At 55.6% G+C, this 14312-nt stretch carries 12 protein-coding genes; 3 read left to right on the forward strand and 9 right to left on the reverse strand.

What is annotated here, in order from left to right; all coding sequences use genetic code 11:
* Window positions 1-118: 118 nt before the first annotated feature.
* Both galE and THINI_RS24010 read right to left on the reverse strand, forming a co-directional pair.
* Window positions 119-1150, reverse strand: coding sequence for a UDP-glucose 4-epimerase GalE (galE, locus tag THINI_RS02435; protein ID WP_002707086.1), 1032 nt, complete (start codon window positions 1148-1150; stop codon window positions 119-121).
* Window positions 1151-1214: 64 nt separating this feature from the next.
* Window positions 1215-1655 (reverse strand): ComEA family DNA-binding protein, encoded by a 441-nt coding sequence (locus THINI_RS24010; protein ID WP_002707087.1) that lies wholly within the window; start codon window positions 1653-1655, stop codon window positions 1215-1217.
* A gap of 189 nt (window positions 1656-1844) precedes the next feature.
* Here THINI_RS24010 and THINI_RS02445 point away from each other — a divergent pair, with 189 nt between their 5' ends.
* Together THINI_RS02445 and THINI_RS02450 are read left to right on the forward strand one after the other, a co-directional pair.
* On the forward strand, window positions 1845-2516 hold the full coding sequence (locus THINI_RS02445; RefSeq protein WP_002707088.1) for a Cj0371 family chemotaxis-regulating polar lipoprotein: 672 nt from the start codon (window positions 1845-1847) through the stop codon (window positions 2514-2516).
* A gap of 3 nt (window positions 2517-2519) precedes the next feature.
* Window positions 2520-3698 (forward strand): glutathionylspermidine synthase family protein, encoded by a 1179-nt coding sequence (locus THINI_RS02450; protein ID WP_002707089.1) that lies wholly within the window; start codon window positions 2520-2522, stop codon window positions 3696-3698.
* On the opposite strand, the gene THINI_RS02455 is transcribed toward THINI_RS02450, so the two are convergent.
* Entirely contained in the window at window positions 3667-7830 is a 4164-nt protein-coding gene (locus tag THINI_RS02455; RefSeq protein WP_002707090.1) for a hypothetical protein, read from the reverse strand. The two genes, THINI_RS02450 and THINI_RS02455, sit on opposite strands and share 32 nt — an antisense overlap.
* A gap of 139 nt (window positions 7831-7969) precedes the next feature.
* On the opposite strand from THINI_RS02455, the gene THINI_RS02460 reads away from it, so the two are divergent.
* The gene (locus THINI_RS02460; protein WP_002707091.1) at window positions 7970-8215 is read left to right on the forward strand and encodes a Uma2 family endonuclease; all 246 of its coding nucleotides are present in this window, start codon (window positions 7970-7972) and stop codon (window positions 8213-8215) included.
* Here THINI_RS02460 and THINI_RS02465 read toward each other — a convergent pair.
* The 6 genes from THINI_RS02465 to THINI_RS24015 form a co-directional block, all read right to left on the reverse strand.
* Window positions 8190-9416, reverse strand: a complete 1227-nt coding sequence (locus tag THINI_RS02465; RefSeq protein ID WP_002707092.1) for an ISL3 family transposase — start codon at window positions 9414-9416, stop codon at window positions 8190-8192. The genes THINI_RS02460 and THINI_RS02465 overlap by 26 nt on opposite strands.
* Window positions 9417-9467: 51 nt before the next feature.
* Window positions 9468-10778, reverse strand: a complete 1311-nt coding sequence (locus THINI_RS02470) for a transposase (protein ID WP_002707093.1) — start codon at window positions 10776-10778, stop codon at window positions 9468-9470.
* Window positions 10779-10987: 209 nt separating this feature from the next.
* Window positions 10988-12613 (reverse strand): IS66 family transposase, encoded by a 1626-nt coding sequence (tnpC, locus tag THINI_RS02475; RefSeq protein ID WP_002707094.1) that lies wholly within the window; start codon window positions 12611-12613, stop codon window positions 10988-10990.
* 35 nt (window positions 12614-12648) lie between these two features.
* Complete coding sequence (gene tnpB, locus THINI_RS25565; RefSeq protein WP_002706841.1) at window positions 12649-13017, reverse strand: IS66 family insertion sequence element accessory protein TnpB; 369 nt, start codon at window positions 13015-13017, stop codon at window positions 12649-12651.
* Window positions 13017-13364: an IS66 family insertion sequence element accessory protein TnpA gene (tnpA, locus tag THINI_RS25570; protein WP_002706643.1), complete on the reverse strand. Its 348-nt coding sequence runs from the start codon at window positions 13362-13364 to the stop codon at window positions 13017-13019. The genes tnpB and tnpA overlap by 1 nt, the downstream gene beginning before the upstream one ends.
* Before the next feature lie 358 nt (window positions 13365-13722).
* On the reverse strand, window positions 13723-14142 hold the full coding sequence (locus THINI_RS24015; RefSeq protein WP_002707095.1) for a GFA family protein: 420 nt from the start codon (window positions 14140-14142) through the stop codon (window positions 13723-13725).
* Between the last annotated feature and the right edge of the window lie 170 nt (window positions 14143-14312).

A 14312-nucleotide genomic window follows, 5' to 3' on the forward strand; every position in this document is an offset into this window, starting at 1 on the left:
ATAATACGTTTTCCCGAAAAAGCTTGCGAACCGCTCTTGCCCGAACGTAATCAATCCGCAGACAACAGGATTATAGAGCAAGGCTATTACTAGCACCGGATATTTGTATCACCGAATATCAGGTATAGCCGGATGGGTTCCTGCTCTGCCAGTTCCAAGTATCGCTACACATGTCAGCCAGCGTTTTTTCGGCCTTCCAGTGAATCAGCTTTTCCGCCAATGCAGGGTCAGCATAACAACCGGCAATATCGCCTGCCCGTCTCGCCACGATGCGGTAGGGAATTTCACGTTCGCTGGCTTCCGCAAACGCTTTCACCATATCCAGCACGGAATAGCCTTGCCCGGTACCGAGATTGACCACCAGCAGGTTAGGCACGTCACCACGTTGGAATGCCTGCAAGGCTTTTACATGACCTTTGGCCAGATCGACTACGTGGATATAGTCACGCACGCCAGTGCCGTCATGGGTAGGGTAATCACCACCAAACACCGACAAATATTCATACTGCCCCACCGCCACGCGGGCAATATAAGGCATAAGGTTGTTGGGAATGCCGCGCGGGTCTTCACCGATCCTGCCGCTGGCGTGCGCCCCTACCGGATTGAAGTAGCGCAACAAGGCAACCTTCCACTCCGGGTCAGCCTTGTACAGGTCGCCCAGCATTTCCTCAATCATCAATTTGGAACGCCCGTAAGGGTTGGTGGCTGAGAGCGGAAAATGTTCCTGAATCGGCGTGGTGTGCGGGTCACCGTAGACAGTGGCAGAGGAACTGAAAACGATGTTTTTGACACCATTGCGTTGCATGGCCTGCAACAGGTTTACAGTGCCAGAGACATTGTTGTCGTAATATTCCAGTGGTTTCTCAACCGATTCACCAACAGCTTTCAGGCCAGCGAAATGAATCACGCTGTAAATACTGTTTTCCTGAAATATTTTGTCGAGTAATGCTGCATCGCGGATATCGCCCCGGTAGAAGGGAACCTGCTCCCGCCCGCTGATTTCAGCCACCCGGCGTAGTGACTCATCTGAACTGTTGCACAGATTGTCCAGCACTATCACCTGGAAGCCTGCCTCCAGCAGTTCGATACAGGTATGTGAACCGATATAACCTGCGCCACCTGTGACCAGAATCGTGTTGTCTGTTTTCATGTCAGCCCTCTAAAATTGGCAGGCACAGCCAATCCTGCGCCTGCCCTAGGGTAACAAAAACCGATCAGGATTTGTCTGCTTTTGTTGCCTGTTTCCCGTCAGCTTTTTCAGTTTTTGGGGTTGCGCCTGCTTCTTTGCCCTGCCCACCGGTTTCACCCGCCGCGCCTTTGGCCGTGTCATCGGCTTTCGGCTCAGCCTTGGCAGATTGTTCTTTGGCCGGTTCATCGGATACCGGAGTAGCGCCGTCAGTCAGGGAAATGCCTTGCTCGATCTTCTTGTAGATGCCTTCACCGATGCCCGGGACTTCCATCAGGTCTTCCAGGGTTTTGAACTCACCATGCTCGGAACGGTAGGCGACGATGGCTTCGGCTTTCTTTTCGCCAATACCGTCCAGCGTATCCAGCGTGGCAGCGTCGGCCTTGTTGATGTTAACCATTTCGGCCATAACGGCAGGGGCTGTGAACAGGGAAAAGATGACAGTGGCAGCAAATATGGCTTTTTTCATAATTATTCCTCTTTATTGGAAGTTTTTAGGGGTTTGTTCGAGCAGTGATTTTCCACGTAAGTTCCCTTTTACGCATCTTTTTCCAGACAATTGGCAGTGCCATTTTTCAATCCTTGCTTTGGCGGGGTTAAGTGGATTTTTCTGCCAGCCTTGTTTATCTTGCCGAAAACAGTTTTGAGCGGAGCAATCATGAACAAACCTTACATCAAACAAATCCTTTCCTATTCCATGGTCGGCAGCCTCGGCCTGACCATTGTCAGCAGCCTGCAAGGTTGTGGTGGCGACCAGCCCCCTTCCCCGCCGCCCCAAAACCAGACACCGGGCACGATCTCGGATGCAGCCAAAGGCGAAGGCATGTTTCTGGTCATCCAGCAGACTGGCGCCAACCCGGATACTTACGAACTGAAGGAAAAATACCCTTCCAGCGAAGGCACCCGCGCCATCCTCAAGGACATGAACGGCAACGAGCGTATCCTCAGCGAAGAAGAACTGAAGCAGCTTGCTGAAGCAGAAGCCAAAAAAGTGGAAGAAGGCACTTCCCAGCTAACCCAGCCTGTGGCTGAAAACCAGGGTCTGAGTCTGGGCGAAACCATCCTTGCCTCAGCAGCAGGCGCACTGATCGGTGGCATGATCGCCAACAAACTGATGGGCAACTCCAATTACCAACAGCATCAGCAGCAACAGGCCAGCCGTGCGCAAACCTCCATCAGCCGTCCGGCCAACGGTGGTACGGATACCCGCTCCGTCAATCAGAATCAGAAGCCTAAATCCGGTTTCTTTGGCAACAACAGCGGCTCCTCCAATCCCAGCAACCGCCCGGCTGGCAGTAGCTCCTTTGGCAGCGGCTCTGTAGGTGGCTAACTCATGATTCAACTGGAAAAAGTCAAACCCATCAGCCCAGCGTTGATGGAGGAAGTCGGCATGTCCTGGCACACTGATCCGGACGGCCAACCCTATGTTGCCGATGAAATCGTGCAGGTGACGGAAGCGGAAGTGGATGCTTATTACAACGCCGCCAACGAACTCTACGACATGTTCGTGGAAGCTGCCCAGCACGTCATCGATAACGACCGCTTTCTGGAACTCGACATTCCCTTCAATCTGGTTGACCAGATCAACCGCAGTTGGGAAAACGATCACCGACATCTTTATGGGCGTTTCGACTTTGCAGGCGGTGTGGATGGCCTGCCGATCAAACTGATCGAGTTCAATGCCGACACCCCCACCAGCCTGTTTGAAACCGCAGTGGTGCAATGGGCGCTGCTGAAAGCCAACGGCATGGATGAAGCTGCCCAGTTCAACACGGTATACGACAGCATCCGCAACAACTTCTGCCGCTTGGTCACGGGCGAGGAAGACCCGGAAACGTTCGGCCAGTATTACAACTATCAGAACATCCTGTTCTCCAGCATCCGCGACCTGCCGGAAGACGAACGCACCGTGCGTTTTCTCCAGCAAATGGCCAGCGATGCCGGGTTCCAGACCGATTTCTGCTATCTGGATGAAACGGGTTTTCTGGAAGAACAAGGTATTTTCAGCCCGGAAGACATCCGCTTCGACTACTGGTTCAAGCTGTATCCGTGGGAGGACATTGCCTTGCAAACCGATGGCATCAATGGCATCCTGGACGAAATTACCCGCAATACCGATACCGTTATCCTCAACCCCGCCTACACCCTGCTCTACCAAAGCAAGGGCATCATGAAGGTGTTGTACGAACTGTTCCCGGATTCGCCCTATCTGCTGGAAACCCGCTATGAACCCTTGCAAGGCAAGCAGCAGGTCTCCAAGACCATGTTTGGGCGCGAAGGCGCGAATACCACCATTTACGACGCGGCGGGCAAAATCCTGCACCAAACGCCGGGCGAATATAACCGCTACCGCAGTATCTATCAGGAATTTGCCGCCTACCCAAAGGACTCACAGGGGCGCAGCTATCAGGCCGGCGTATTTTTCGCCTGGGAAGCCTGTGGGCTAGGCTTCCGGCGTGGTGGCGACGTGCTCGACAACCTCAGCAAGTTCGTGGCGCATCGGGTGGTGTAGCGGATTTGGGTGGTTTGTGACGCCACAAGCCACCCTGCCCAAATGCCTGCCAACCCCAACGCAGCCATCCCAACGCCGCCAGCGCCAGCCACAATGCCCACGCCAGCATCAGCAAGCGGTAATACAGCAGAGGCACACTGATGACCACAGGATGTTCCAGCACATTGCCCGACCGATCCTGATACCACAGCAGGTTCTGCGCCGATGAACCATTCCCGGTAATCTGCATCTCCGGCAAACCTAGCAAACCTTTGGCTACTGCCCCAATCAGGGTAGAAAGCGCGAACAGGGTCAGCACCACCAACCCAACCTGCAACAGGTTGAACTGCCAATAAGGCTGCCCATCCAGCGGGGCTTTGCCACGCCATGCCAATACCACCAACCAGCCTGCCACCAGTACCATCAGGTACGGGCTGCTCTGGCTCAGGCCAATACCCAGCAGGAACCATTGCCAGCTTTTCAGCGGCGTCAGTCTGGAATGCCCCAGCAATACAGACAGTGCCAACAGCACCACCAGCATCCCCCAGAACAACACCGCAGGCCCCATTAAAGGCCCGTGCGCCCACAACACCCAGCGATCCTGGGGTAATTGTAGGCTGAATTGACTATTGACGCTTGGTAAGCCCAAATCCAGCATGGGGAAACGGTAACTGAGCGGCATTGTGCCGGTTTCCTGCCATTCCAGCACAGCTTCCTGTTTTTTGGGCAGCAGTGGCAGCACCAGCTTATTGCCCTGTTGCTGGATAGCCTGCTTTACCCCATCCACGGTCAGGCTTTTCAGCTCAATGCCTTCTGGCAAGGTGACAGTGTGCTGGGTTCCCCGGCTACTGTGCAGGTTGAGGCGCAAGTTCATGTCACGGGCGCGCTTGCCAACTTCCACTGCCAACTGGCTGTTCAGGATGGTAATGGTTTGCCCCTCTGCACCTTGCGGACGGTTAATAGCCAGGTTCAGGGTTTCATCTGGCCATGGCTTCCACAGCAATAAACCTTGTTTGGCATCTTCCACGTAAGTGCTGAGCGGCAAACCGCTGGCCTCTACGTGCCACACCGGGCTGGCGACCACCTGCCATTCTTCCAGCCAGGCATTGTTATTGCTGGCAGTGAGCTGGAGTTTTTCAGCCTGCGGCAGGCTCGAAGTCCACTCCAGTGTACCCTGCTGTGGTTTGAGATTGAGCTGAATGGCTTCGCCCTTGACGGTAAACTGTTCGCTGAGGGGTTGTTCACCTTCCAGCAGCGGAACCGTCAGCGTGATGGGCGCTGCACTGTCGGAGACGCGGGTAATGGTCGTGGTCACATACCAATCCAGCCCCAAGTCGAGTTGCCGCCGGATTTTGACGAAAGCAGGCAAGCTCGGCATTTCCTGTGCCGTGACATCTTCCACCGCAGCCGTGCGGTTGAGTTGCAACTGGTCTTCGGGTACACCGTTGTCACGCAAACCATCCACCTGCCAACCTTCGCCTTCCCAGGTCACGCGGTGCGGTTTGAGCTGCAAGGGCAAAGCCACGGTGCTACGGGCTGGCAATTCGCCTTGCAGTACCACATCATGCTGCCCCGGTTCCAGCACCAGCCACAATTGCTGTTCAGCATCACGGCGCAAGGTTTGGGTGACTGAACCATCCAGTAGCACCGTTTGTGGCAACCAGGTGCTTTGGCTGCCGGGCAAGGGCAATGCTACCTGCGTCGCAGCATGAACCCGCAAACGTGCCGATAGGCTGTTGGTTTGCAACTGCATCTCCATCGCATCGATTTGAGCACAGTGTGGCAGGCAGTCAGGCGCACGCAGCAGGCGTTCCTGCAAGGTTTGCAGCATTTCGATGGGGGGTGTGGACGGCTCAGCCGCATCAACAGGCGTAGGTAGCACCGTCAACATCAACAGCGGTAACGCCAGCAGCAAGCTTGCTGCCGCTTGCCCACCACGCCGCAACGGGCGCAGGCGTTGCCACCAACCACCACCGAAGCCGGATAGCAACGCCAGCCGCAGGGCAAACACCAACAACACAACTACCCCCAGCACTTTCAGCAGCGAATGCACCAGCGGTGACAACAACCACAGGTCAGCCCGCTCTTCCGGGATGATAACACCCGACCATCTCAGCACCACGGTATCGCCCTGCCACTGCGGTAGCCCTGGGCCAGTCTGAATCATGCTGTTGGGGTCGATATTGCGCAGGTTGGCTTCACGCTTGGCTCCCAGCCCTGCTTTATCCGCAGATGCAGCGGAACTATACCCATAGCCCTGTACTGGTTTTGCCAGTTTTGATAGGGAATCGGCCATTTTGCGCTCCATCCGTTGCGGGACAGCCTGTTCAACCATGTTCATGGCGTCATCGGCGGCGAATTCAGCTTCTGGCGCGGCGGCTGGCGTTGTTGCCATGGGCGCAGGGGCAGGCATTCCTTCCAGCATTCCACCCCTTTGCATGGCATGGCCATGCTCCAGCTGTGGGTATAGGGCAGTACGTACCGTACTAATGGTAAATGGCAACACCATCAGCACCAGCGCCAGCAAGCTCAGCCAGCGGTAACGTTCCAGCCATGTTCGCAAACTTGCATTCGCAGTCGGCAACGCACGCACCAGGGCAATCACCGCCAGCAGGTTGAGCCAGATGTATTGCGGCGCGGCTGGCAAATGCCAGGTCAACAGCAGGGCTATGCCTGCAACGGCTCCCCATTGCCAACCATACAGATAGCCGCTTGCCACCACAATCAGCAATACCAGGAACAGGTCAAGCAAATTCCACTGCTGTAGCCAGGTCGCGGCAAGATTGTCCGTACCCCAGGCGGCTAACAGCAACCAGCCCGGTGGTAGGTGGAAGGTCGTCGTCACTTGCTGCAACTCCTGCTGCCAGCCACTGACCGGTATGCCATTACTGGCTTCATAGCGGCTGTCGGCTTCCAGATTCAGGGAGCGGCTACGCACTTCCACGCCCTCGGCTTGCCCGTCAGCCTGACGGGTAATCAGTTGCGGTTCGCCATTCAAACTGACACGCCCCAGACGGATGTCGGGCAACGCTTCCAGACGCGATTCCTGCGCCAACGTACCCGTCAACTGGTCTTGCAGGGTGTAACCGCCACCATCGAAATCCAGCCACAACTGACGTTGCAGGCTCAGTTGCGCGGGGCTGGATGCCATACCCCGATGTTGCTCCACCAGCTCCATGTTGCTGCCACTGGTCATCAGGTAGGCGGGCAAACTGGCCCAATCGCCCGGCAGGCGGGTCTGGCTGGGGTCGATGCTGCTGACACCTTCCACCTGCACCTGATGTACGGATGGGTCAGCAGCAAACACCCAAACTTCTTCTGTCGGCCACGGCGCGATGCTGGCAGGCAGGGCTAGAGAGGTGAGGTTGGTAGGCGCGCGCCCGGTCAACTTGAGCATCCATTCACCGGGGCGCAGTTGCACTTGCAGTTTGCCATCCTGCCCCATGCGTGCAGGCAAGGGGCTATCCAGATGTAGGGGAATGAAACCATCCAGCAAGACTGGCGCAAGTTCAGCTTGCCGTTGCTTGCCTGCTACCCGTAGCTGAATGCTGGTGGTCACTTGTAGTGGATGGGTATCTTCAACCTTGCGGAAAACCTGCACATCAAGGTTGTCTTCACTAACTTCCTGGGTATTGCTGCTCAACCACAGGCTGCCAGCTGCGTTGAATTCAGGGGTGGTAACCGCAGTACCGTTCACCGACAGTTTGATTAACCCGGTTTCAGGGGCGGCAAACAGGGCTTCGGGCAGTTTATCCCAGAAGAATCGCCCACTAATGTCATGGCTGCCAGCGGGCAATGTCAATGTTGGATAACTGTTCTGTTCGGTGACGACAAGCGGGGTATTTTCGCCGCTTTGTACCTGTTGCGGCCAATGTTTCGCGTCACCGGGCAAGCGTATGGGTGCTTCGCCGTAAATTTCCCAATGCTGGGTAAAAGTACCACCTGTATCAGTCAGCTGTAATTCCAACGAACCCGGCCAAGCACATTGGCGCTGTTCGGCGTTGTAAAAGTAAGGGCAGTTGCGGTCTTCATGGCCATCGAGCACCCAGCCAACCCAAGGCTTTAACGGCTCGGGAACCTGCTCAGACGACAGTGGGCTGGCGTTAGCTGCTGAGAACAGAACACACAGCAGCAGCGATAGAATGCGCACCATAGTGATGTCCTAATAAGTATTATTATCAGGGCTATTATCGCCTGAAGGGGGCATGGAGTACATGCCCCCATTCGCTAAAATTTCCGTAACCGCCCGGGAATGCTATGCTTTAACACATAACAAATAGGAGGTTTATAGCATGTCGGCAGCATACGAATTATCACTATCATCTGATCACCACATCAGTGAAGCTGATTACCTGGAAGCTGAGAAATCCTCTGAAGAACGTCATGAGTATGTGGACGGGCAGATTTACCTGATGGCAGGCGCGAGCAAACGGCACAACCGCATTGCCAGAAATTTCATTACACAGATGGAAACAGCCGCCCAGGAAAAAAACTGCGAAGTGTTTTTTGGCTCTATGTGGAATACCGTGGGTAACTGAACTCCAGTTTGCCGCACAGGAAGTAAACCATGTTGATGAGGTTGTGGGTATTGCGGAACCCCCGCGCCCGCCGTTTGGCCAACTGTATTTTGTGGTTGATGCCTTCGAGGATGCCGTTGGAGATGTGTGATTCAACGAACCGGATGATCCCCGACCAGTGCGCCCGGACGGTGTTGGCAAACGTCTGGAAGGCCGGGATGCCAGCAGAATCCACCTCATCACACCATTGTTGCAGGAAGGCTTCCGCCGTTTTCCTGTCGGGCATTGTCCACAGGTCGTTGAACAGCACCTTGAGACGGTGGGCAGTACCCAGCGTGGGGTAGAGGGTGATGAACGCTGCCAGTGACTGCTCCTGCTGTTCTGACAGGTTATCGTAGTTTTTCAGGAAGGTGTACTTGTGGCCTTTGAGGTCGGCATGTTCCTTGCGCTCCAGCTTGCGCACCTTGTCCATGGCCTTGTTCAGCAACTGGGTGACGTGGAAATGGTCAAAGGTGATGGCGGCATCCGGGAAGGCTTCCCCTACCCCGGCAATGAATGCAGGCGACAGGTCAATGCTGACATCGGTGATTTGTGACGGTTTCACCTCATGGCTGGCTAGGTGTTTCTGGATCTGGGACAGCGTTTCCTTGCCCTTGCCTTCGGTGGCATGGACGACGCGGCGGGCATCCAGGTCAACCCCCACGGTGATGTAGTTGTGCCCTTTGCGGGTGGAGGTCTCGTCCACCCCCAGCCGGGTGATGCCGGACGGGTCATCCTGCTGGCGGCCTTCACAAACCCAGTGGTTGAACACCGTCCAGATGCGTTGCGGGTTGACCCGCATCAGTTCCGCCACCCGGTTGACCGGCATCTCCCGTTCGATCAGTGCCATGGCCAGCGCCTCAAACAGCAGCGTGAAGCCACTTCCGGGACGCGCCCAGGGGACGGCAACCGTCTCAACCTGACCCGATCCGGTGCGGATGCGCGGGACACGGCAATGCAGGTAACAGGTATGCTCAAAGAAGTTCAGGTGCTGCCAACGCCGCTCCACCGTGTCATGCACCGGGCAAGGTTCCCCGCTTTGGTCGGCAAAACGGCTGCCACGCGCGAAGCTGATACGGATGTGCAATTCCTGGCGTCCTTCCGTCCCGCTGAAGTCGATGCTGTCCACCTGCCAAGGTGAGGTCAGCCCCAAGGCCATTCCAAATAGTGTGTCGCTGTTCATACCCTTAGGATAATCTACCCACTACGATTCACATAGACAATACCTTCGCCACTAAGCCGCCATTTTACGTTCATGAACCCGCCCCAGGATGGGAACATTCCTGATCCAGTCCTCAAAATTAATCACTTTGGCGGTTTCAGGAAGTATTTTAAATGCCTCGCGGGCGTAACAGAGGCCGTGGTAGCGTGCCTTCAGGTCAAGGATGCCCGCCTCATCCGAGGCAGCCAATAATGTCTGGGAGACATTGACCATGAACAGGGACAAATTGGCGGAATTGAAGACCGCCTGTTGTCGTGTCACCATGAAATCTTCCAGCCCCCAGTGTTGTTTGGCGTCGCGGAAGTTGAACTCGATCTGGAATCTCAGGCGGTAGTCATCCACCAGGTCATCTGCTTCCAGTTCCAGGTCAGTGCTGAACAAGATGACCTTGGCCGTTTTGCCGGTTTTGAGGTTTTCCTTGTGGATGATGGCCACATTCAAAGGGTCGGCAAATTTTTTGTGGATGGCCTTGAACGGGTAGGTACGGGTGCGGATGTTGTGATGGGTTTGTTCGGACTTCAGGTGGGTGGCGGGCAGGTTGTCATAATCCACCCGCTCCCCATAGGTGCGCCGCCGCCCCTTGCCGGAATAAACGCCTTCCCATTGGAAGTGCAGCGCAGAGTTGCTGCGCAGCTTGGAAATAAGGTGCAAGCCGGTTTGCCGTGTCATCTGTACGGCGGCAGGGTTGCCAAACGCGCCATCGTAGACGAAGTAAGCCGGTTGCACGGTATCCCCGACCAGCCCAAGCAGTGTTTTCAGCATCGTCTGCACCTGGAGCATTTCTGCATTGGGTTGGACATCACGGCTGTTACGGTTTTTCGAGCCTTTGGGCCGTCCCCTGCGCTGGTGGGTTTTGGCTACCTTGGGTTGGGCTGGCGTTTCCGGTTTGGGTGGGGGTTGGATTTGCTCCATCAGGATGGGCCAGGACTTCCGTGTTGCGGTATCCACCAACGATAGTGTCTGGAACGCAATGCCGGGAACCGCGCGGGAGTAAATGGAAGAGAAAAAGCGTCCCAGGCCAAAGGTCTCCTTCCCGGATTTGGTGACGGTGGTGGCATCACCAGCTATCAGGATGGCTCCGGTTGAGGCTTTCACCGATGCCTTGGCCAACGTCCAGTTCAACTTGCCCCACGGCAGGGGCTTCACGAAAAAGCGCTGGATCGTCCGGTAGCTGCCACCTTTGCCTGTCCAGCGGCTGATCCCCAACAAGGTGATACGCCCTGTCATCGTGAGCAATGCCTCACTGATGGCAGTCAGTTGGCGCAGGGTGCTGCTATCCAGTAGGCAAGACAGGCAGCCAAGAAGCATGGTAAGTTCGTTCATGAGCAGTTGTTGTTATTCTTTGGACTTTGTTGTGATTGCCCATGGTAACAATGACTGCTCTCTTTTTAACCTATGAACTTACCACCGGTTTGGCGAAGGTATTGATAGAGCCTGTTTTTTTCGGATATCAAGATCCGGGCGGCGAAACACAAAACCTATTATTATCCCGACGTGGTAGGTAAGCGTTCAGTAAGCGCCGTTAAATCGCCCTACTTGCCCTTGTCAAAAAAAGGGACTTTTTTCGCACATTTCTCCAGCGGCACATTCCATGGCAGGAGGGCCTCCCATTTTTCCAGGGTGTCGGCCTGGGCGATATGCTCCAGCAGATAGCGGATATAGGCATACGGTTCGAGGCCGTTGGCCTTGGCGGTTTCAATCAGGGAATAACAGGCGGCGCTGGCGCGCGCGCCATGCGGGGTGTCGGCAAACAGCCAGGCTTTGCGGCCCACGGCAAAGGGGCGGATGGCGTTCTCCGCCAGCACATTGCTGATATGCAGGTCGCCGCGTTGGCAGTAGCCACTCAGGTATTCCCACTGGTTGAGGCAGTATTCCATCGCCTTGCGGGTGAGGCCGCCTTTCATCACCTTGCCGACCTGCGTTTCCAGCCAGGTTTTCAGTTCGTTGAGCAGGGGCACGCTCAACTGCTGGCGCAGGCGGTATTTCTCCGCCGTGTCCAGGCCCTTGATGTTGTCCTCGATGCGGTAGAGCCTGCGGATCATGCCCAGGGCAATATCCGCCAGGGTGGGTTTGCCACGGGCCTGTTTGCCGCCCGCCGCCTTGACGGCCTCCACGAACTTGCGGCGGGCATGGTCCCAGCAGCCAATGCGGGTGATGGCGTTGTTGCGGCACACGGCGGCGTAACCGGAATAGCCGTCGGCCTGGAAAATGCCGTGGAAGTCCATCAGTAGGCGTTCGGGGACGCTCCCCGCCCGGCTGGGGTCGTATTCAAACAAGACCGCCACCTGGTTCGGCGGGCCGCCCCGCACCACCCACATCCATTTGTCGGCCTGGGCGGTTTTGCCGTCCTCCTTCAGCACCTGGATGCGGGTTTCATCGCCTTGCAGGTAAGCGCCGCTGTTCTGGGTTTCGCGCAGCAGGTTGAGCAGGGGTTTGAAGCTGTCCTCCAGACGGATGATCCAGTGGGCCATGCTGCTGCGGCTGAGTTCCGCGCCGTGGCGTTTGAAAATGCCCTCCAGGCGGTACAGGGGCAGGCCATCGGCGTATTTGGCGATGATGACCTGCGTCAGCAGGTTGAGGCTGGCATGGCATTTGCCCAACGGATGGGGCGGACGGGCGGCGGCGACCAGCGTTGGCCCGCCATCTGCCGTTGCCGGGGCGGGATCCTGGCTGGCCCCGGCGGCAAACACGGCTTTTTCCTGCCAGTATTCCAGCACCACCAGTTGCGCCGGGATGTAGTCCAGCTCTTCCTTGACCTTGGTGAAAAACGTGCGGGTCGCCCCGGCTTTTTCCGCATCACCCAACAACAGCTCCACCCGTTGGCGCTTCAGCCCGGGCGGGAAGCCGCGCTGGCGTTGGCTGGGGCGGGGCCTGGCGGGTTCCGCCTCCGGCAGTCGTCCGGCGATGTCCTCCAGCGCGGTTGCCAACTCGGCTTCATCAAACAGGTCAATCTGGAAGGGGAGCTTTTCAGACTGGGCGCTAAACCGCTGTATTTTGGCCAGGCGCAGCATTTCTTCCAGGAGCTGGATATGGTGGTCACGCTGTTTCAGGACGGCGGCAAATTCCGCCTCTTGCTGCGCCAGCAACTGGCGCAGGCGGGCAGCGTCCAGGTCGCTATGGGATGTGGTTTTGGGGGCTGGCGGCGGTGCTAAATCCATGGGTTAAATGATGACAAAATCATCAGGATAAGTCGCTAAAACAGCGCCCCGTAGCACAACTTTTTATGCCCTTTGAGCAGGCTGATGTCATAACCGTCCAGCAGCCAGTTGATCTGCTGGGCCGTCAGCGCCATCACCCCGCCATCCCCCGTTTGCGGCCAATGGAACTTCTCTTCCGCCAGGGCTTTGTAATACAGCACAAAGCCATTGTCTTCCCAATACAGGCATTTGATTTTCGTGCGCTGGCGGTTGGTGAAGGCGTACAGCGCCCCGGCAAACGGGTCGTGGCCCAATTCCTGCGCCACGATCGCCGCCAGCCCCTGGGCGGCCTTGCGGAAATCAATGGGCGGGCGGTAAAGGTAAATGTCCGGCATCTCCCCGGCGGGGCGGAAATAACGGGCCATTACAACTGCCCCAGCAACCGGCGCAGCAAGGCCACATTGCCGGGGTGGATATTCCTGATCACCAGGCCATTCGGCAGGGACAGCTCCAGGCCATCGCCCGTCCGGGCGTCTGTCCCCGGCTGCGCCGGGCGGACAGTCACGAAACCGGAAGGCTCTGGCAATACCGGGCGTTTGCCATCCCCGGGCGGCTTGCCCGCCGTACCGCATAATTTGCGCCGCCAGTAGACAAAGCCGTGGTAACTCAACTGTTCCTGTTCACAATACTGGACTCCGGAAAGGCCGGAGGACTGGAAGCGTTGGAGCTGGGCTTGCCAGTACGCCAGACGCCCATCTTGACCTGGATTCATCGTGTTCTCCCATGCAATCTGTTGCTGATGGGCTGAGTGTCCGGGATTACGTGGGGCGCTGAAAGGAGGGGGATTTAGAAGCGCTTACTCTCGAATCGTTAAAGCCCTGAAAAATTGGGTGACACCAATTCTTGGCTTGTTGGGTTTGGCACGGCGCATTGTCAGACTCATGAACCATTGGGCTATCACCAATTCTTGATCTTTTGTTGGGTTGGCACGGTAAATTGTTAAAACCATGAATGATTAGGCATCCACCAATTCTTGATCTTTTATTGAATTAGAACGAAGGATTGTTAAGACCCTGAAAAATTAAATAGCCGCTGATATAAATATATACTCTCCGCTTGTGATTATTAATTTATTTTCTACTTGGTTCATATTCTTTATATTGGGGTAGTTTACCTTCAATATCTTCCCAATTTGCTTTTGAGCCTATAAAAATATGCCCTATTGGTTTCTCGATAATGTCAGTCTCTAATGTACCTAAGCGAATTCTAATATTTTTTGGGGCTAAGGTATTTTTGCTAAAAATTGGTGAGCCACAATATTTGCAGAAATACTTTGTTTCTTTTGGCGTTGATTGATAAGCGGCAAGTTCATGTTCACCTTGAATGAAACGAAATTCATCACTATCTACATTTCCATTTGTAGCATATGCGCTGCCTTGTGCTTTACGGCATTGTGAACAATGACAGCACACTATGTCTTTTATTTCTCCAGTTATTTTGAATTGAACTTTCCCGCAAAGACAACTGCCAATATAGTTTCTATCAGTCATGTTTTTTATCTTTCAATTTAATAGGGTTTTAGGTTTAGGTGGCTAACGCGTCGGAGTTGAGTGGCGCGTTTGTGGCTGCGAAGTGACTCCCGGGGGGAGTCGCTCGCGGGCGCAAATGCGTCCACTCGAACGGGTTGATAGCCAGAGCGCGGAGCGCGGCGGTTATCAAA

Source organism: Thiothrix nivea DSM 5205 (genome assembly GCF_000260135.1).
Lineage (GTDB): Bacteria > Pseudomonadota > Gammaproteobacteria > Thiotrichales > Thiotrichaceae > Thiothrix > Thiothrix nivea.

Bases quoted from the DNA above. Each gene is read 5' to 3' on its own strand.
- galE (WP_002707086.1), bottom strand. From the start codon at position 1,150: ATGAAAACAGACAACACGATTCTGGTCACAGGTGGCGCAGGTTATATC.
- THINI_RS24010 (WP_002707087.1), bottom strand. From the start codon at position 1,655: ATGAAAAAAGCCATATTTGCTGCCACTGTCATCTTTTCCCTGTTCACA.
- THINI_RS02445 (WP_002707088.1), top strand. From the start codon at position 1,845: ATGAACAAACCTTACATCAAACAAATCCTTTCCTATTCCATGGTCGGC.
- THINI_RS02450 (WP_002707089.1), top strand. From the start codon at position 2,520: ATGATTCAACTGGAAAAAGTCAAACCCATCAGCCCAGCGTTGATGGAG.
- THINI_RS02455 (WP_002707090.1), bottom strand. From the start codon at position 7,830: ATGGTGCGCATTCTATCGCTGCTGCTGTGTGTTCTGTTCTCAGCAGCT.
- THINI_RS02460 (WP_002707091.1), top strand. From the start codon at position 7,970: ATGTCGGCAGCATACGAATTATCACTATCATCTGATCACCACATCAGT.
- THINI_RS02465 (WP_002707092.1), bottom strand. From the start codon at position 9,416: ATGAACAGCGACACACTATTTGGAATGGCCTTGGGGCTGACCTCACCT.
- THINI_RS02470 (WP_002707093.1), bottom strand. From the start codon at position 10,778: ATGAACGAACTTACCATGCTTCTTGGCTGCCTGTCTTGCCTACTGGAT.
- tnpC (WP_002707094.1), bottom strand. From the start codon at position 12,613: ATGGATTTAGCACCGCCGCCAGCCCCCAAAACCACATCCCATAGCGAC.
- tnpB (WP_002706841.1), bottom strand. From the start codon at position 13,017: ATGGCCCGTTATTTCCGCCCCGCCGGGGAGATGCCGGACATTTACCTT.
- tnpA (WP_002706643.1), bottom strand. From the start codon at position 13,364: ATGAATCCAGGTCAAGATGGGCGTCTGGCGTACTGGCAAGCCCAGCTC.
- THINI_RS24015 (WP_002707095.1), bottom strand. From the start codon at position 14,142: ATGACTGATAGAAACTATATTGGCAGTTGTCTTTGCGGGAAAGTTCAA.